At 68.4% G+C, this 18,585-nt stretch carries 13 protein-coding genes; 11 read left to right on the top strand and 2 right to left on the bottom strand.

Annotation, left to right across the window (positions count from 1 at the left end; translation table 11 throughout):
* Window positions 1-503: 503 nt before the first annotated feature.
* The 4 genes from OG406_RS04565 (at window position 504) to OG406_RS04550 (ending at window position 5,096) form a co-directional block, all read left to right on the top strand.
* On the top strand, window positions 504-1,850 hold the full coding sequence (locus OG406_RS04565; protein ID WP_329184147.1) for a hypothetical protein: 1,347 nt from the start codon (window positions 504-506) through the stop codon (window positions 1,848-1,850).
* A gap of 109 nt (window positions 1,851-1,959) precedes the next feature.
* Window positions 1,960-3,939: a WD40 repeat domain-containing protein gene (locus OG406_RS04560; RefSeq protein WP_329184145.1), complete on the top strand. Its 1,980-nt coding sequence runs from the start codon at window positions 1,960-1,962 to the stop codon at window positions 3,937-3,939.
* A 259-nt stretch (window positions 3,940-4,198) separates the two neighbouring features.
* Entirely contained in the window at window positions 4,199-4,537 is a 339-nt protein-coding gene (locus tag OG406_RS04555; RefSeq protein WP_329184143.1) for a hypothetical protein, read from the top strand.
* A gap of 22 nt (window positions 4,538-4,559) precedes the next feature.
* Window positions 4,560-5,096 (top strand): DinB family protein, encoded by a 537-nt coding sequence (locus OG406_RS04550; protein WP_329184142.1) that lies wholly within the window; start codon window positions 4,560-4,562, stop codon window positions 5,094-5,096.
* A 782-nt stretch (window positions 5,097-5,878) separates the two neighbouring features.
* Here OG406_RS04550 and OG406_RS04545 read toward each other — a convergent pair.
* Window positions 5,879-7,132, bottom strand: a complete 1,254-nt coding sequence (locus OG406_RS04545) for a lanthionine synthetase LanC family protein (RefSeq protein WP_329184140.1) — start codon at window positions 7,130-7,132, stop codon at window positions 5,879-5,881.
* A gap of 54 nt (window positions 7,133-7,186) precedes the next feature.
* On the opposite strand from OG406_RS04545, the gene OG406_RS04540 reads away from it, so the two are divergent.
* Window positions 7,187-7,924: a hypothetical protein gene (locus tag OG406_RS04540; RefSeq protein WP_329184138.1), complete on the top strand. Its 738-nt coding sequence runs from the start codon at window positions 7,187-7,189 to the stop codon at window positions 7,922-7,924.
* A gap of 251 nt (window positions 7,925-8,175) precedes the next feature.
* On the top strand, window positions 8,176-9,201 hold the full coding sequence (locus OG406_RS04535) for a hypothetical protein (RefSeq protein WP_329184136.1): 1,026 nt from the start codon (window positions 8,176-8,178) through the stop codon (window positions 9,199-9,201).
* Window positions 9,202-9,429: 228 nt separating this feature from the next.
* On the opposite strand, the gene OG406_RS04530 is transcribed toward OG406_RS04535, so the two are convergent.
* A complete protein-coding gene (locus OG406_RS04530; protein WP_329184134.1) occupies window positions 9,430-10,377 on the bottom strand; it encodes a MurR/RpiR family transcriptional regulator in 948 nt (315 codons plus the stop codon).
* A gap of 195 nt (window positions 10,378-10,572) precedes the next feature.
* On the opposite strand from OG406_RS04530, the gene OG406_RS04525 reads away from it, so the two are divergent.
* From OG406_RS04525 to OG406_RS04505, 5 genes are all read left to right on the top strand, one after another.
* Window positions 10,573-11,553 carry an N-acetylglucosamine kinase gene (locus OG406_RS04525; protein ID WP_329184132.1) on the top strand — a complete coding sequence of 327 codons (981 nt, stop codon included), beginning with the start codon at window positions 10,573-10,575 and terminating at the stop codon, window positions 11,551-11,553.
* Between the two features lie 116 nt (window positions 11,554-11,669).
* Window positions 11,670-13,220: a sodium:solute symporter gene (locus OG406_RS04520; protein ID WP_329184130.1), complete on the top strand. Its 1,551-nt coding sequence runs from the start codon at window positions 11,670-11,672 to the stop codon at window positions 13,218-13,220.
* Between the two features lie 166 nt (window positions 13,221-13,386).
* A complete protein-coding gene (locus tag OG406_RS04515; protein WP_329184128.1) occupies window positions 13,387-14,553 on the top strand; it encodes an anhydro-N-acetylmuramic acid kinase in 1,167 nt (388 codons plus the stop codon).
* 126 nt (window positions 14,554-14,679) lie between these two features.
* Entirely contained in the window at window positions 14,680-17,559 is a 2,880-nt protein-coding gene (locus tag OG406_RS04510) for an FAD-binding and (Fe-S)-binding domain-containing protein (protein WP_329184126.1), read from the top strand.
* 77 nt (window positions 17,560-17,636) lie between these two features.
* On the top strand, window positions 17,637-18,569 hold the full coding sequence (locus OG406_RS04505) for a MurR/RpiR family transcriptional regulator (protein WP_326841612.1): 933 nt from the start codon (window positions 17,637-17,639) through the stop codon (window positions 18,567-18,569).
* The last annotated feature ends 16 nt before the right edge of the window (window positions 18,570-18,585 follow it).

Below are 18,585 nucleotides of genomic sequence, written 5' to 3'. Positions count from 1 at the left end.
TTGCCGGGCGGAGTTTCGGGTTGCCGGCATCGAGTTCGTCATTCCGGGCGCGTACCGCTGTACGGCCTGCCCCCGAGCCCGGCCCGTCCTCTGCCCGCCGGTCACCGATGGGCTCTTGCCATCATGGCCGTACGTCATCGGCGAACGCCCAGATGGCGAGGGGAACTTGGTGACGATCCGATGGAGTCCCGCCGTATTGTTGGGCCGGCTGCGCGGGCGGACAGCCGGGGTGCTGTACCAGGGGGGTACCAGGTATGCCAGAGGGGTTGGCCCAGTGGGGGCCAGAGCTCTTCATGTTGCGGGAATGGGAGCGACGCCGCGGCCCGGCACCGGAGAACGACGTGGGAAGAAGCATCGCGCAAGGGGGGTTCGAGCCCTGCCTGCTGACCCTTCTGCGGCTGTCGGTGGGAAGAGAGCCGGGCGCCGGTCTCACTCGTGGATGGCTCCGGAGGGCGCTCGCCCGCACCGGTCACCTCGTCCGCGCGGCTGAGCTGGCGTACGCGATGGGTGACGAGCTCGAGCAGGGTACAGAGCTTCTGGAGCTGGTGAAGGCTGCGGTGGGCGCGGGAGATCTAAGCGGTGCTCAGGCGCTGGCCGAGTCGATTCCCCTGAGGCAGTTGCGGGACCAGGCACTGGTCTCTCTCGTGCCGGTGTGGGCGCGTGCCGGTGAGGGGGACAGGGCTGTCGCTCTGGCGGAGAGGATCCGCTACCCGCACAACTGGGGGTGGGCCTGGGCCCTGCTGGCGAAGGCGATGGCGGACCGCGGCGACATCGCTGAGGCGCGCAGGTTTGCCGCTCGTGCCGACGATGAGGCGCGTCGCTGCGCCGTCGACGGCATGGAAGAGATGCTCGGCTTCCTCGTGGAGGTTGCCGTCGCCACCGGCGACCACGACCGGGCGGCGGAACTGGCCGATCGTGTGGAGGAGATGGCCCGGTCTCGCAACCCGACCGGGTGGTTCAAGCCGCGTCCCCTGGCGGTGGTGTTGGCGCGGGAGGCGCGTGAGGGGGACTTCCGCCGTCTCGACGCTCTTCTGCGCCCCCCGCCCGGATCCGCCGTCGGGGCCGGCGGCAGGCGATGCGGATGGGCACTCGGCGAACCGGGTGACCAGGGCACGCTCTTGGACGGAGACCTGGACGGGTCCGCTGCTTACCCAGTCTCCGCCCGACTCCCGCTCGACGCCCGGGACCTGGCGTGTGTGCTGGATGCGGTCGACGAGAACGCCGACCTCGACATTGCCCTGGCCTTGGCCGACCGGGCCGAGACACTGCTCGAGACCGGTGATGGCCGTGATCACAATGTTTTGCTGAGGTCGCTGACGCTCCTTCTCGCCCGCCATGGGCAGGTCGAGAGGGCCATGGCCCTCACCGAGGGGCTCGACCTGGATCTGTCCGTGGCGCAGCAGGCGGATATTGTCGGAGAACTTGCCCGCTCTGGCGACACGGACGGGGCTGAGGCTCTCGCGCACGCGATCACCGACCGTCGGGCGCATGACAGGGCGCTGATCGACGTGGTCCGGAAGCTGGTGCTGCGCGGCGAGCAGGGCAGGGCCGAGGCCATGGCCCGTCTGATCGACGACGGTTGGGCACAGGGTGAGGCGCTTCTCGCTGTCGCCCGAGGGATGGCCCGGCACGGTGATCTGGACGGCGCCGAGACGCTGACCCGCTCGATCGTCTGTCGCGGGACACGAGCCCGCGCGCTGGCCGCACTCGTGGAGCTGTCCGAGCCGCCCCGGGCCCGCAGGCTCGCTGCGCAGGTGGTGGTTCTCGGCGGCTGGGAGCCTGTTCTGCCGGTCCTGGAGCGGATCATGCCCCGCTCAGTGGCCGTGGTCGTCGACCAGCTGACGAGCTGAGCGATGGCTGTCGGACGCCAAGCCTCCGATTGTCAGTGCCGATTGCGAGACTTCATCCATGATTCCGAAGTTGCCCTTGGACAGCCCTCGTTGGCGTGACCTTCGTGGTGTGAAGGCCGAGGAGGTGAAAGCGCTCCTGGCGCAGTTGGCCTCGGCGGCTGACACCGAGGACAGGGATGAGTGGAGACAGGGCTGGACCGCCCTGGCCGGTGGTCTGCTGGACGACGGAACCGTCTTCGACGGCGCCTACGCGGCCCTGCCTCATCTCATCGAGGCGGCAGCGGCCCTGCCTCCGGGGCGGACCGTGGACTTCTGGGTGGACCTGGGATGCATCGTGACCGCGGAGGACAGGCCTCCCGTCCCGGCCGATCTGGAGGCAGGGTTCAGCACAGCGCTGCGGGCGGCTGAGGAGGCGGCCATACGGAGCCTCCTTTCTGCCGGTGCTCCCGCGCAGGTGTGCGCCCACCTCGTGCTCTCCTGTGTGGCCTTCGCCGGCCATCACATGGGCGAGGCAGTGTGGCGCCTTCGCGATCTCCGGGAAAGTGGCCTTCAGTTGGTGTGTCCCGGGTGTGAGAGCGACACCGAGATCCCGGACTTCTTCAGGGATCCGGTGCATCCGCCCTTGGAGGCACCGGAGTTGCCTGATCCCGTTCGCGTCCGTGCGGGACGACATCCCTGGGGCGAGGCCGCCGCAGCGTTGCGGAGCGATGCGCTGGGGGAGGGGTGGGAGTCGTTCCTGCGGGTGGGACGCGAGGTCGCGGCGGCCGGGGTACCCGACGAAATGCCGGGGCAGGCTGTGCTGTGCTTGGTCGCCGGCATGGTCGCGGTCAAGGGCAGCCCGCGGCGGGCCGGTAGGGAATGGGCCCGCAGTTTGATGTCGCTCACCGGACACTTCCGCTGCTGGGACTGCGAGCGTCTCTGGACGATCGCCGACGGCCTGGCGGAGAACCCGGACGGCGCGTACCCCCAGGAGCGTCCGACGGAGGCTTCGACGGACGCCGCTGGGGCGACTGTCTCGGCGACGGCCGGCCGAACAGGAGGAGCGGGAACGGGAACTCGTTTCCGGCAGGACGGGACCAGGGTGCTCGCGGCCGACGGCACACCCTGGAGCCGTATGGTCGTGTTCTCCGACTCCGCTCCCGGTTCGTTCGGGAGCGTCGATTCACTGACGGTACTGTCCCGTCCCGGTCGGCCGACGCTGGTGGCCGGCGGCGGGGACAGAGGCGTGGTGTGCCTGTGGGACGTGGCCGACGGACGACTCGTCCATGACCTGCTGCCAGGACATCCTGATCGCATCCGCTCGATGACGGCCATGGCTCTGCCCGCCGACCGCGTCCTTTTGGCGAGCGGAGGCGACACAGGGACGATCGCCGTGTGGAACCCTGCCACCAGGGAGCGGGTTCGGGAATCGGCGGGCGACTGTCCCGGCGGGCTGACCGGGATGTGCGCCGCGGCCATCCCCGACGGCCGCATCCTGCTCGTCACCGCCACCCCCCGAGGCGCAGTCCGGATGTGGGACCCGGACACGGGTGAATGCGTCGGACGCCTCAACCCTTACGGCAGTCCGATCCAGTCGATCGCCGCCGTCCCCATCTCCGACGGCCATACGCTGATCGCAGCCTCGGACACCGCAGGCCGCCTCCACGTGTGGGATCCAGCCGTCGACGACCCATGGACGTCTGGCGCGGCCGTGCAGCTGAGCGCGCGTGCGCTCGCCGATGCCGACCACCGGGTGGCGGCTGTGGCGGCAGTGCCCACATCCGACCGAGCCCTGCTCGCCACGGGAGACAACCAAGGTGTGGTCATGCTGTGGGACCCTGCCACCGGTGCCCCGGTCAGCGACGGTCTGCCCGCCTCCACAGGCACCGCCGGCGTGCCGCTCATCACCGCCACCACTCTGCAGGACGGGCGCACGGTCCTGGTCGCCGGCACCCGCCACGGCCACCGACTGCGGGTGTGGGAGCCGAAGACCGGCACGGTGGAACACATCGCCCTCGAAGCGGCGCTCACCTGTGTGACCACCGCCGGTGCGGACCTGATCGTAGGAGGCGACGGCGGAGTCCTCAGCCTCCAGCTCGCGCGGCAGTGAACGCGTTCGGCCGCAAAACGGCCAGCCACAGCACCCTGAACTGTCATCGGCGCGCGCAGCCGGGCGAGGGTCCGCCGACCGGGTTCGGGGCCTGCCACGCCGGAGCGGTCCCGCGGCCCGTGCACCTCGACGCGAGTTCAGGTGGCGGCGGTCGGGCGGTGTCCCAGTGGACCGTCAACGACGGCCGGCCCTGGCAGGGCCCGCGCGTAGCTGCGCTGCGCGCGGTGTGGTCCTGCGGCTGGCACGGGCCCGAGGAGCGTTGGACTGGGAGGAGATCGGTGACCAGGACCTTCAGACGGCGGTTCCCATGGCGTCGGAGATCTGTATGCGGGACTGGGACGAGCACTCCGTTGAGGTGGAGCGCTCGGTCGTCCCGCTCCCGGAAGCCGTCACCGGTCTGCTGGCTCAGCTGGAGGTGAGGGTCGAGAAGCCGGCGAAGTCCTCGCCGCTGGCGGCGATCCGCGGGGCCCGGCGCCTGGGGGTCCTCGCGACGCAGAGCGCGTACCGAAGTGCGGAAGGCCGGGCGGCGGGGGCCTTTCGGCGGCGAGTGCCGGCCAGTTCCCGGACCATGGGCACATGCGAAATCGACCAAGCTTGATGACCAGTGAGGAGACTCCACCGTGAGCGACATTGTGGTCCAGAAGATCGTCCGGCCTGAGCGAGCAGTATCGAGCCCTTGGCTGGAGGTGATCGCTTCGAATCTCGATTACCACCGAGCGACCTTCCTGTGGAAGTGCGAGGGCCTCTCGGATGAACAACTGCGGCTACGTCCTGTGCGGTCTTCGGCGTTGACCCTGCTGGGTCTCATGCGCCATCTGCAGGGGGTTGAGCGGGCCTGGTTCCAGCGGACGTTGGCCGGCACGAGCCCTCGCTTCTTTCCCCATCGGACCTACGTCACCGCTGACGGTGGCGAGTGGTACGACGAGTCGGACGCTACGCCGGCCAGGGACGTCTACGAGGACTACCTCGAGGCGTGCGAGGAATCGCGGCAGGTTTTCGCGAAGGTGACCCTCGACGTCGCGCGCATCGTGCCGAACCCGGAATTCGGTGACACCGATGTGCGGTTCGTCCTTGAGCACGTGATCGAGGAGTACGCCCGCCACGTCGGTCATGCCGATCTCCTCCGCGAGGCCATCGATGGCGCCACCGGCGAGTAGCCGACCGCTGCACCCCACGAAGCATGCTTCGGCCCAGCGTGCGCCGAATCGCTACCGTACTGACCAGCTACTTCTGAGCGAAATGGCCAACTATCCGTGAGCACATGCTGGTCACCAGAGGTCCTGCGACCGCCCCTGACCCCTTTCGCCGGCTCAGGCGCGCAACGCCCGGGTCCCACGCCTACCAATCCGACGAGGCACGGCCCGCCCGCCTTCGCTGGGCCAAGCTGTCCTTGAACGCCAACGCACGTCTGCCCGGCGACACCCCCTGGAGTCACGACCGGAAGGTCCGCCAGAACCTCGCGCTACGTACCTGAATCATCGATCACCTTGGCCCTGACACCGATTCAGACGGGGATCCTGAAGCCCTCGCCGCCGACACCCTCGCAACCCTCGCCCTCGACCTCGGTCAGCTCGCAACACTGTCCACGAACTGGCGCGAACTCCGGATCGAGCAGATCGGCGAACTTCGCCGCTACAAGAGCAAGACGCTCATCTGGAGCGGCTTGTGGACTTCCTGCCGCCGGGACCTGCCAAGGACCAGCTCATCACATGGACGGGGGTCCGTAGGCACCTGCCCTGAGCCATCGCCCTCACGGTGCTCGCGGCATCCGACTGCAAGGTTCAGAGAACAGATCAGATCAGCGTGCGCACGAATCGACGGCCCGGTACCCGGTGGAGTGAAGCCCGCACAGCGAAGGAACCCTGCCGCATGCTCGGCCGTAGTGTCGTCCATGGAGCCGATCAACGAGAAAGGCCCCTCGATGAACCCCCCACTCCAATCAGCCTGTTGGCCGGGCCGTGGGTGGGTGGTCAGGGAAGGGGACGGCGTATCGCGGGTCTTTGTTGGCGGAGATGCGCGCGTGGCGCAGAAGTTCGCGGATGATGCCTGCGTTGCCCATGGCCCAGCCGGTGGTGGCGGGGAGGACGCTGGGTGTTTCGCGGTGTTCGATGTTGGACCAGCGGATTCCGTCGGCGTCGGTCGTGGCGCGGGTTGCGAGGTCGGCGACGAGGATGTCGGCGAAGGTGCGGCCGTCGCCGTGTTCGACGTGCCGGTCGCAGGCGAGGGCGAGGACGCCGGCGGTTCCGCAGCAGCGGCCGTTGTTGTCCCAGAACCCTGGTCGGGTGCGCTGAGGGATACCGGAGTTGAGCAGTGTGTGCCAGCAACGGTGGGCGAGGCCGGCCCAAGCAGGATGGTCGGGCTGGATGTGGTTCAGGAGGCGGAAGACCTGGGCGTCGCCTGCTGTGCCGTGGCACCAGCCGTAGCTGTAGCGCTCGATCTTCTCGTGCTGTTGTTGCGGGTCGGAGTGGGCGACGAGGAAGCCGTTGGGGCCGGCGTCGTTGCGGGAGACGATGTCGGCGGCCCCGGCCAGGGCCAGCTCGACGAGGTCCGGACGGCCAGTTGCGTGTCCTACCGCAGCGAGGGCGTGGACGATGCCGAGAGTGCCGTGCGATATGTGGTGCAGGCGGGGTTCAGCGCCGGCACGGATTTCCCAATGGACGCCGCCTGCGGTGGGCTCAGCAGCAAGTGCGTAGCGCTGCACGGCCAGTTGAGCCAGCTCAAGATCACCAAGTTCCAGAGCGGCGAGCGCTATGCCTGCGTTGCCGACGATGAGTTCGTAGCAGTCGTTCCACCCTGTTCCGTCGAAGCGCGCCCGCAGAACGTCGAGCGCACGGTCGGCGGACGCTCCGGCGGCGGTGTCGCCCAAGACCCGGTGCACGCCCCGCAGAGCGACTGCCATGCCAGCCACCCCTGTGTAGAGGCCGCTGTCCTCCCATTCGTCGACTGCGGCTGCGACGCTGCGGGCACCGCGCACGGCCGCATCCGCATACCGGTCGTCTTCGAAGTAGCGCCACGCGTCGAGCAGGGCCGGCAAGACCCCCGACGTCCCGCAGTACAAATCTGGGCTGGTCTGCTCGTCGGCCAGCTTGTTAGGCCAGGTCAGACCGTCGTTGACGGTCCTCGCCGCCCTCAACACCCAATCGAGAGCCCCGCCGGCCAGCGATTCCGAGTCCGCCCTTGCGCTAGTGATCATCAGTCCAGCCTTCCACAGACACGGAAGCTGAGAGCCTGTGTGTTATGAACAGGCATGGCATTGAAGATCGAGCGAACTGACGCGCGCACGTGGCGGGATGAGCAGCTGAAGGAGCTCTTCAGCGAGGGCTTTCAGGAGTTCATCTCCGCTGACCGGCTGGTGAAGGAGTACATCGGCAGGGTCCGCGAGTGGTTCGCCGGACTGGACCTCATGCTGGTGGATGAGCATGAGGCGCCCGTCGCGGCGGGCTGGGGTGTACCGATCCACTGGGACGGTCTGACCGGGACGCTCCCCACCGGATACACCCAGGCCCTTGTCCGTGCGGTCGAGGGCCGTGAGCAGGGGGTCGAAGCCAACACCCTGGTCATCTGCGGAGCTGTCGTCACCCCGTCGCTCAAGGGGCGCGGACTTGCGGGAGAGACCCTCAAAGCCCTGCGCCGGACCGCTGAGGAAGCCGGATTGGTCCAGGTCATCGCGCCGGTTCGCCCGACGATGAAGGCTCAGTATCCGTTGACTCCCATCGAGGCCTTCATGAGGTGGAGCCGTGCGGACGGGATGGCCCTTGACCCGTGGATACGGACCCATCAGCGTCTCGGTGCCGAGATCCTTGCGGCGGCGCCGGCTTCGCAGACGATGACCGGCACGGTTGCTGAGTGGGAGCAGTGGACAGGGATGGCCTTCCCGGAGTCGGGTGACTATGTGATTCCAGGAGGGTTGAGCCTGCTTCGGGTCGACCGATCTGCCGATCGCGGCGTGTATCGCGAGCCCAACATCTGGATGCGGCACAGCTGAACAAAGGCAGCGCGCTTGATGCCGGTGGTGGCGGGCGCCTGTCCCGTTGCCGACCGGCTTGATCAGCAGGCGGTGTGCGGCCACAGGGAGTCCGCGTGGACGGACATCCACCCGGCGATCGTGTACCCGCTCGCGGGGCAACTGCCAGTAGCGGACGGGCGGTAGCGTTCTCCCGGGTGCCGCCCGTGCCGGAGCTCTTCGTGGGGCGGCCACGAGGGCCGTTGTCAGAGGCGATTGGCAAGATTGCTGCCATGAATGTCACCCCCGTCACTCCGCCACGGCCGATCGACGTTGCCGCGGTCTTTCCCCAACTGGCCCCGCTGGCCCGCACGGCGACCCGCCTGCACCCCCGCCCTGGGGCGCCGACGTGGCACGACAGCTCGATCGGCGGGCCGCTGCTGTGGCCCGCCGAGGAGCCGTGGCCGCACTGCGAGGAACCGCATGTGGTGGATGGCATCAACCCAGCCAAGTCCCCGGCGGATCTGCGGCTGGAACGACGGATCTTCACCGCCTCGCACGGCCGGGACCTGACTCCGGAGGAACGGGAGAGTCTCGAGCGGATCCGGCCCCGTCGGACGTATCCGGTGAGGCGGGCGGCCCAGGCGTACGACGGCCCCATGGCGATGCTGCCCGTCGCGCAGCTGTACGTACGGGATGTGCCCGATCTGAGCCCGCCCGAGGGCAAGGACCTGCTGCAGGTTCTGTGGTGCCCCTTCGACCATCCGATCATGCCCAGGACGCTGCTCTGCTGGCGTTCGGCAGCCGCCGTCACCGACATCCTCGACACGCCCCCCGAGCCGCCCGCAGTGCAGTTCGACGGCTATCTACCGGAACCGTGCGTGCTCGAACCGGAGCAGATCACCGAGTACCCCGACCATCTGGAGCTGAGCGAGGAACTGCGGGAGCAGCTCAAGGAATGGAGTGTGCCGCAGGCAGCAGAGGAAGACATGGACCCGGACACGTACTACGACTGTGTGCTGTCCAACGCACCTGGTTGGAAGGTCGGCGGCTGGCCCGCTTGGAACTCCACCGACCCCAGCTCGCAATCCTGCTCCGAGTGCGGCACGGGCATGGAGGTCCTGATGACCGTCGCCACGTTCGAGGAAGGGGACGACGCCGGGAACAGCTGGTCTCCGCACCCCCACCCCGGTGCTGGACCGTACCCCGGCCACCGCGGCTACAACGCGACCGGGGTCCAGATAGGTAGCGGCTACCGGCAGCACCTGTTCGTCTGCCCGGCAGAGCCCGAGCATCCGCACATCGAGTTGATGACGTAGCCCGTCCGCAGCGTGCAGCCGCGGCGTCTTCGGGCTCTCCAACTACGCGCTTCCGCAGAGTCAAGACGGATCCAGTGCGCCACGGCTTGTCCAACAACGTCATCGACTAGGAGGCACGCGCTAATGCCTTCTGCGGCGTCGGGGATGGACCTTCGGAGCGCGTGTTTTTGAAGTGCACGACCGGCCGACGGCAGGATGGTTGAGCTGCCCGGACACGCTGTGAACGCTTCAGTCGTCGCCAGGGGAGCGGCGGGAAGCCGGCTGGCGGGTGCGGCGATGGATCACGCCGAAGGTCTTCTGCAGGGCCGTTGTCGACTCGTCGTAGGAGCGTTGGGCGACTCCGACGAAGAGGCAGTCGATGATGGCGAGTTGGGCGATCCGGCTGACGGTGGCGCCGGAGCGGAACGGGGTCTCCCGGACGCTGGTCGTGAGCACCAGGTCTGCGCTTTGCGCGAGGGGGGAGCGGGCGAAGTTGGTGAGAGCGATGGTCGTTGCGCCACGCTCCGCTGCGACTTGTAGGGGCTCGATCGTGTCCTGCGTCGTGCCGGAGTGCGAGATGGCAACGGCGACGTCTTCAGGCCTGAGCAGAGCTGCCGCCGTCAACGCGGCGTGCGTGTCCGTCCAGATGAAGGCCATCAGGCCGATGCGATGGAGTTTCTGGTGCAGGTCCTGTGCCACGAAGCCGCTGGCGCCGACGCCGAAGATGTCTACGCGGCGGGCGTGGCTCACGGCGTCGATGGCGCGGCTGAGGGTGTCGATGTCGACTCCGGTGCCGGTCTCCTCGAGGGCTCGGACCTCGTTGTAGATGATCTTCTCGACGATGCGGTCGAGTGTGTCCGTCGCGCTGATGTCGGTGGTGACTGCCGGCCTGTCGCCGCCCAGGACGTCTTCGCGTGCGGCCGCGCTGGCAAGCGCGAGTCGTAGCTGAGGATATTTGGCGAGACCGATGGCTCGGCAGAAGCGCATGACGGTGGCGCTCGAGGTGTCTGCCAGGTTGCCGAGGGCGCCGATGGGGAGATGCGCGGCCGCGGCTGGATTGGAGAGCACGGCTTCCGCGACGCGTTGCTCGGAGGGGGCCAGGGAAGGCAGCGCCCCGCGGATGCGCATCAGGATGTCTGCGCTCGCCGGTTCTCGCGCGGTGTCGACGGCGTCGCGTCGGGGGGCCGGATGCGCCATGCGGTCCTCCTGTTGTGGATGGGGCCAGCCTAGCGACGTTCCGGGTCGGGGGTCAAAAATAAACTTCAGAAATGATTGCCCGTAACTTATTGACATGCGGAGGTTGCTGTTCCGATACTCGCTGGACATCGAACGACCCTGCGGACTGACGAACCGAGACGGCCAGCTGCCTGTCTCCGATAGGAGAGTCTTCGCATGACAGCCGTGCTGGCTGTGGACCTGGGCAAGACCGGCTGTCGCGCCGCGATCTGGACCGACCACAGCGATGAGCCCCTGCTCCTGTGCGAGGGGGCCGGCGCCCCTGGCCTGGCCGGACTCGGTGGTGCAGCCACCGCCGAGACCGCGGTGCTCGCCGCAAGCAGGCCGATTCTTCGACAGTGGCACGGCACGCACCTGGCCGCCGTCTCTGTCGGAGCAGCCGGCGCCGCAGCGGCGCCCGAAGCTGCGGAAGAGCTGGCGGGACGTCTTCTCGCCCAGCTGTCCGCCGACGAGGTCGCTGTGACCAGCGACGCGGTGACAGCGCATGCAGGCGCGCTGGGGGCCCAGGCCGGGGTGGTGCTGGCTGCCGGAACCGGAGCGGTCGCCGTGGGCATCGGTGACGACGGGACCTTCACCCGCGTCGACGGATGGGGCCCCTGGTTGGGTGACGAAGGCAGTGGCGCCTGGATCGGGCTGGCCGGGCTCCGGGCGGCGCTGCACGCCCACGACGGCCGTGGCGCGGACACCGTCCTGCGTCACGATGCGACCGAACTCTTCGGAGACCTCGACCGGCTTCCTGCCATCCTCTCCAAGGAAGAGAATCCTGCTCGCGTCGCTGCGTCGTTCGCTCCCCGAGTCGGCCTGGCGGCAGCCGCCGCGGACGGCGCCGCCGGCGAGATCATGCACGCGGCCGCGACGGCTCTGGCCCGGAGTGTGATTGCGGCTGCCCGGCCCCTTGCCGGACGGCGCTCCCTGCCCGTCGCCGTCACGGGTGGTCTGGTCGGCCTCGGTGAGCCGCTGATCGGCCCGTTCGACGCACTGATCACGGCCTCGAGCCTGCCCCTGCACAGGGTCCCTCCACTCGGTGACCCGCTGGCCGGAGCGCGCACCCTTGCCTTCGCCGGCCGACTGCCGCACGAGGCGTCCGTCAAACGTGTCCGACGCGAGGCCCTCGGCCCGTCTCTGTCCCCTGGGTGATGGCCACAGGGGCAGCGCGCCGTTGACGCCACCCCGTTCCGTCGCCCCCACCGGTGCACCGGCACCTGCCGTCCCTTCTCGGTGCGACCGCACCTGCCCCACAAAGGAGTGAGCCCGTGCGTCACCTCGACCTTCTGGTGATCGTCGCGTACCTGATCGCGATCGCCTGGATCGGCCTGCGCCTGTCAGGACGCCAAAGATCGGCGAAGGAGTACTTCGTCGGCGAAGGCAAGATGCCCTGGTGGACCGTCTGTTTCTCGGTCGTGGCCACCGAGACCAGCGTTCTGACCGTCATCAGCGTGCCGGGTGCCGCCTACAACGGCGGTGGCTTCGGCAACGTCGAACTTGCCTTCGGCTACATCATCGGCCGCGTGGTCGTCGCCACGGTCCTCATCCCGCTGTACAAGCGTGGAGGGTTCGTCAGCGCCTACCAGTACCTGGGAGAGCGCTTCGGACTGAAGCTTCAGGGGCTCGCCTCGGTGACGTTCGTCTTCACCCGGCTGCTCGCGGAAGGCGTTCGCCTGTTCGCCTCGGCGATCCCCATCAAGCTCCTGCTCGACGAGCTCGGCGTCCACACCAGCTACAAACTCATCATCATCGTGCTGACTCTGATCACCGTTCTGTACACGTACCTGGGCGGCATCAAAGCCGTCATCTGGACCGACGCCATCCAGATGGTGCTGTACGTCGGCGGAGCCATCCTGGCGATCGCCGTCCTCAGCGGTCACGTGGGCGGGGCAGGCTTCTCCGACGCTCTGCACGCCGGCCGGTTCAAGCTGTTCGACACCGACTTCGACCTGGCGCACGTCATGACCAGCTCGTTCGCCCTGCCGACCGCGATCATCGGCGGCGCCATCTTCGCGATGGCGAGCCACGGCTCCGACCAGTTGATCGTCCAGCGCATCCTGGCGACCAACAGCCTGCGTGACAGCCAGAAGGCCATGATCGGCTCCGGCATTTTCGTCGCCGTCCAGTTCGCGGCGTTCTCTCTCGTCGGCGCGCTGCTGTGGAGCTACAACAGCGAGAAGACCTTTGCGGACATGGGGCTCGACAGCGCCGACAATCTCTACCCGCACTTCATCCTGCACGACTTGCCCGTAGGCATCTCCGGTCTGCTGGTGGCCGGCATCCTGGGCGCTGCCATGGGGTCCCTGTCGTCCGCACTGAACTCCATGTCCAACTCCACCGTTTCGGACATCATCCAGGCCTTCTTCAAGCGGACTCCTTCGGACGAGGCACTGCTCAAGCTGGCGCGGGTGATGACACTGGTCTGGGCCGCGCTGATGGCGGTGTTCGCCTGTGCCTTCAGCACCAGCACCGGCAACGTGTACGTCACCGGTCTGACGATCGCCGGCTACACCTACGGCGCACTGCTCGGCGCGTTCCTGCTGGGCCGGCTCGTCAAGCGTTCGAACGAGATCGACGCCGTGATCGCCTTCCTCGTCACCGTGTGCGTCATGACGTACGTCGTGCGCAGCGTCAAGATCGATGTCACGGCGGCCGGAGGAACGGTACCGACCGCCATCGCGGCCCAGTGGCTGGTGCCCCTGGGCGTCCTCGTCACCCTGATCGTGGGTGGCGTGATGAGCCTGTTCCACAAGGCACCGGTCCCGAAGCCGGCAGGAGCGGCCGACGAACCCGCGACGGACACCGTGACCGTGGCCTGAACATCACCGCAGCACGCCCCGGCCTGGGGCGGTCCCGGCCATCGTCGCCGGAGTCGTCCCGGGCCGCCCATCTTGGAGCACTCATGATGCGCACCTCCGGTCGTACCCTCGCCGGCCCTCTCGTCTCACCGGTAGGACCTCTGCGGCGCCGCGAAGGGGGCGTGTCATGCGTGTGATCGGCTTGATGTCCGGAACCTCCTACGACGCCATCGAGGCTGCCGCCGCCGACATCACGGTCGAGGGGGACGCGCTGGTCCTGCGGCCCCGCGGCGCCGTGAGCCTGCCCTACCCCGACGACGTGCGAGGGCGGATCAGCGCCGCACTGCCGCCTGCCGCTGTAACGATGGAGGACGTCTGCCGGCTCGACACCGCTGTGGGCCAGGCCTTCGCGCAGGCCGCTGTCCACGCCGTCGGCGCACTGTGCCCGGACGGCGCCGACCTCGTGGTGTCACACGGGCAGACGGTGCACCACTGGGTACAGGACGGCACCGTGCGAGGAACCCTGCAGCTGGGTCAGCCCGCGTGGATCGCCGAAGCGACCGGCCTGCCGGTCGTCTCCGACCTGCGCGCCCGGGACGTAGCGGCAGGAGGACAAGGCGCACCGCTGGTCGGCCTGCTCGACACCCTTCTCCTGCAGGGCCGCACCGGGACGCCCGCGGCCCTGAACCTGGGCGGGATCGCCAACGTGACCGTCGTCGCGCCGGGCGAGGGCCCCGTGGCCTTCGACACCGGGCCCGCCAACGCCCTCGTCGATGCCGCGGTACGTCACTTCACCCAGGGGGCGCGCGACTACGACGAGGACGGGAAGCGCGCCGCTGCGGGGCAGGTCCACGCGGGACTGCTCTCGCGCCTCCTCGAAGATCCCTACTACCGACGGGCGGCACCGAAGAGCACGGGCAAGGAGCTCTTCCACCTGCCGTACCTGCTGGACGTCCTCGCGGCAGAACCGGTGACCGACCAGGACGACGTCCTTGCCACGCTCACCCGACTCACCGCCGTCACCGTCGCTGACGCCTGTCGCGCGTACAACGTCACCGAACTGATCATGTCCGGTGGAGGTGTACGCAATCCGGTCATGACCGCGATGATCGGCGACGAACTGCCGGGAGTCCACCTGCTGGTCAGTGACGACCTGGGCGTGCCTTCCGACGCGAAGGAGGCGCTGGCGTTCGCCGTCCTCGGCTTCCTGACGGTTCATGGCGTGCGCGGTGCGCTTCCCTCCACCACCGGTGCCCGCCACGAATCCATCCTGGGAAACATCACGCCGGGACGCGGCCCCCTCAGCTTGCCGGCGGTGGCAGATACGCCGCGGCGTCTGCGCATCGTCAGCTGACGTCACCCCGGAACGACGGCCGCGGACCCCCGTCACCGGCAGGCCGGGCGAGGCTCGGCGCCCAGAGGAACTCTCAACCGGCGTGCATGCAGACGGCCCCGGCCGCCACGACGTACTGAAGGACCCATGAGCCCTGCATCTGTTGTCCCACCGAGCCCCGCCGGCGGTAACCGAGCCGGCGAACTGGCCGAACTGCTGCGCTCCTGCGTCAGTGACCCTTCCAGGGTCCTGACGGGCGTGCCGCAGCGAGCGGCCGCGGCACATGACGCCTCTCACTATCTGCTGGATCCGCAGGCCGTCGTGCGTGCGGCCTCCGCCCAGGAAGTGGGGGCCTTGATGGCCGCCGCACGCGCCACGGGTCTGCCTTTGACCCTGCGTTCCGGCGGTACCAGCCTGTCCGGCCAGGCAGGAACCGATGGCCTGCTGGTCGATGTGCGCACCCACTGGCGTCAGGCCGAGGTACTCGACGACGGGCTGCGTATCAGAGTTCAACCCGGCCTGACGGTCCGCCAGGCGAACGCACGGCTCGCGCGCCATGGCCGACGTCTGGGCCCCGACCCGGCCAGCGAGTCGGCCTGCACGATCGGCGGGGTGGTGGCCAACAACTCCAGCGGCATGACGTGCGGTACCCAGGACAACACCTACCGCACGCTGGAATCGCTGGAATTCGTTCTCCCCTCGGGCACGATCGTCGACTCGGCGGCCCACGACGCCGACGGTCTCCTGCGAGCGCGAGAACCCGAACTCCACTCCGGCCTGCTCCGGTTGCGTGATCGGATTCGCGCCTCGGAGACCTCTCGCACGACCATCGCGCACCAGTTCTCCATGAAGAACACCATGGGCTACGCCCTGAACTCCTTCCTCGACCACACGCTGCCGGTCGACATCCTGGCCCACTTGATGATCGGCAGCGAGGGCACGCTCGGATTCGTGTCGCACGCCGTCTTCCGGACCGTTCCGGTCATGCCGCACGCCTCCACGGGCCTGCTCATGTTCTCCGGCCTGGCCGAAGCCACCGACGCCTTGCCGACACTGCTGGCCGCAGGAGCGCGAACCGCCGAGCTGCTCGACGCCGCTGCGCTGCGCGTGGCCCAGACGGACGCAAGCGCAGACGAACAGCTACGGGGGCTCCGGATCGAAAGCCACGCCGCGCTGCTCGTGGAGTTCACCGAAGACACGGTGGAAGCACTGGAGTCGGTCCTCGCCGCGGCACGGCCGGCTCTGTCGCGGATCCCGGTCATCGGCGGCGCACGGTTCACCCGTGACGCCAAGGCGCGAGCGAAGCTGTGGCACCTGCGGAAGGGCCTCTATACAGCTGTGGCCGCGGCCCGCCCCGTCGGCACCACCGCGCTGCTCGAAGACGTCGCGGTACCCATGTCCAGGCTCACCGAGACGTGCGAAGGCCTCATCGGTCTCTTCGATCAGCACGGTTACGACAACACCGTCATTTTCGGGCATGCCCGGGACGGCAACGTGCACTTCATGCTGACCCAGGACTTCGACTCGTCCGCAGAGGTCGATCGCTATGCCCGTTTCACCGACGACATGGTCGATCTCGTGCTCGGTGCCGGCGGTACGTTGAAGGCCGAACACGGCACGGGCCGGGTCATGGCCCCCTTCGTGCGGCGACAGTACGGCGATGAGCTCTACGCGGTCATGCGGGACATCAAGAAGCTCTGTGATCCTTCCGGTGTGCTCAACCCAGGTGTCGTGCTGGACGACGACCCGACCGCGCATCTGCGGCATCTCAAGAGCGTCCCGGCAGTCGACGAGGACCTCGACCGCTGTGTCGAGTGCGGCTACTGCGAACCAGTCTGTCCGACCGCGGACACCACGACCACGCCGCGCCAGCGCATCGTCCTCCAACGTGAGATCGCCCTGGCGACGGCACAGGGCGACGACGATCGGCGCAAGGCGCTGGAAGCCGACTACGCCTACGCCGCCGTGGACAGTTGTGCTGCCGACTCCCTGTGCGTGACGGCGTGCCCCGTGGCCATCGACACGGGTGCGGTGATGAAGCGGCTGCGCAGCGAACGGCACAGCACCTTGTCCCAGTCGGTCGGCACGTTCACCGCCCGTCACTGGAGTGGTGCGGTCGCAGGTGTACGCACCGCTCTCACGGTTGCCCACAAGGTGCCCACCCCCGTCACCCGTGCCCTGACGCGGACCATGAGGGGGCTGGGCGCCACCGAGCTGATTCCGGACTGGCAGGAAGACATCCCGCTGAGCGGCCCCCCACGTCCGGCCGCCCGTCGACCCGAGCAGGCTCAAGCCGTGTTCTTCGCCGCGTGCATCGGCACGCTGTTCGCCTCGGGAACGGACGGTGCGACCGGCGCAGCCCCGCAGGGAGCGGCCGGGGCGTTCTTGGCACTGTGCGATCGGGCCGGCATCGCGGTGCGGGTCCCCGACGGACTGGACGGCCTGTGCTGTGGCACGCCATGGCAGTCGAAGGGCTTCACCCGAGGTCACCGGGCCATGGCGGAACGCACCTTGCGCGCCCTGTGGAAGGCATCCGACCAGGGCACGCTGCCCGTCGTCTGCGATGCCTCCTCCTGCACCCACGGACTGCTCCAGCTGGCGGATGCTCTGCCACCGGAAGAACGCACTCGCTATGAGGGGCTGCGCTTCGTCGACAGCGTCGAGTTCGCCGTCGAACGCATCCTTCCCGCCTTGCCGAAGCCTCGACAGGTGAACTCCCTGGCCCTGCATCCCACCTGCTCGACGGTGCACCTGGGCATCGACGACGCATTGCGTACGCTCGCGGAGACCGTCTCCCACGAGGTGTCCGTTCCCGACAGCTGGAGCTGCTGTGCCTTCGCCGGAGACAGGGGACTGCTCCATCCCGAGGTCACGGCGGGTGCCACGGCAGCTCAGGCCGCCGAGGTGAAGCAGCGGGAGCACGACGCGTACGCCTCGTGCAACCGCACCTGTGAGATGGGCATGACCCGAGCCACCGGCCGAACCTACCGCCATGTTCTGGAAGTGCTTGACGATGCCACCCGATGACCGCAAGCACGGGAGCTCATATAGGGCAACGGGGTTCGAAGGTTGACGAGATCCTTGTATGAAAATAGATTTCAAGAATGATCCGAGAAGTGAAGAAAACTTTCAGGAGCCCGGCGTCGCCCGCTCCCGCCGCTCTCGCGATCAAGGTCCGGACCCTCGCACCGTCGATGAGCCGTTCCGTGGGGCAAGTCGCCCAAGTGCTGGTCGGGGATCCGGGGGGATGTGCCGTTCTTACCGTCACTGCACTCGCGCGGCTCGCCGGGACCAGCGAAGCCACCGTGGTCCGCACCGCCCGCATCCTTGGCTACAGCGGCTACCGGGACCTCCGTGTCGCGCTGAGCGTGCTGGCCGCCCAGCAGGAGTCCGGCCAAGCCCCGGCCGTCACGAGTGACATAGGAGTGGACGACCCGATCGCCGACGTGGTCGCCAAACTCGCCCGGGACGAACAGCAGACGCTCGCTGAAACCGCTGCGTGCGTGGACACCCGTCAGCTCGCCGCAGCGGTCGCCGCAGCGGCGACCGCCCGACGTATCGCCGTCTATGGCATCGGCGCCTCGTGCCTCGTCGGCCAGGACCTGGCGCAAAAACTCCTTCGCATCGGTCTCGTCGCCCACGCGCATACCGACCCTCACCTCGCCGTGACCAACGCCGTGTTGCTCCGCCACGGGGATGTGGCCATCGCCATAACCGACTCCGGCTCCACGGAAGACGTCATCGAGCCGCTTCGGGCTGCCTTCGAACGCGGGGCCACGACCATCGCGATCACCGGAAACCCGGTCGGACCCGTCGCGCGGTACGCCGACCACCTCCTCACCACCACCACGACCCGGGAAAGCGAACTGCGACCGGCCGCCATGTCGAGCCGGACAGGCCAACTCCTGCTCATCGACTGCCTTTTCGTAGGCATCGCCCAGCGCACCTACACGACGGCGGCTCCAGCACTCGCCGCCTCCTACGAAGCGCTCGCACACCGCCACGTCCCGAACCCCCGCCAACCGCCGCACGATTGAGAAAGCAGAACCCCCT

Origin of the sequence: Streptomyces sp. NBC_01428 (assembly GCF_036231965.1) — a bacterium.
GTDB lineage: Bacteria > Actinomycetota > Actinomycetes > Streptomycetales > Streptomycetaceae > Streptomyces.
This window is presented reverse-complemented; position numbering and strand designations above follow the sequence as displayed.

Excerpts from the sequence above, each read along its gene's own strand:
- OG406_RS04565 (WP_329184147.1), top strand. The coding sequence starts at position 504 with ATGGGTGACGAGCTCGAGCAGGGTACAGAGCTTCTGGAGCTGGTGAAG.
- OG406_RS04545 (WP_329184140.1), bottom strand. The coding sequence starts at position 7,132 with ATGATCACTAGCGCAAGGGCGGACTCGGAATCGCTGGCCGGCGGGGCT.
- OG406_RS04540 (WP_329184138.1), top strand. The coding sequence starts at position 7,187 with ATGGCATTGAAGATCGAGCGAACTGACGCGCGCACGTGGCGGGATGAG.
- OG406_RS04535 (WP_329184136.1), top strand. The coding sequence starts at position 8,176 with ATGAATGTCACCCCCGTCACTCCGCCACGGCCGATCGACGTTGCCGCG.
- OG406_RS04530 (WP_329184134.1), bottom strand. The coding sequence starts at position 10,377 with ATGGCGCATCCGGCCCCCCGACGCGACGCCGTCGACACCGCGCGAGAA.
- OG406_RS04525 (WP_329184132.1), top strand. The coding sequence starts at position 10,573 with ATGACAGCCGTGCTGGCTGTGGACCTGGGCAAGACCGGCTGTCGCGCC.
- OG406_RS04515 (WP_329184128.1), top strand. The coding sequence starts at position 13,387 with ATGCGTGTGATCGGCTTGATGTCCGGAACCTCCTACGACGCCATCGAG.
- OG406_RS04510 (WP_329184126.1), top strand. The coding sequence starts at position 14,680 with ATGAGCCCTGCATCTGTTGTCCCACCGAGCCCCGCCGGCGGTAACCGA.
- OG406_RS04505 (WP_326841612.1), top strand. The coding sequence starts at position 17,637 with ATGATCCGAGAAGTGAAGAAAACTTTCAGGAGCCCGGCGTCGCCCGCT.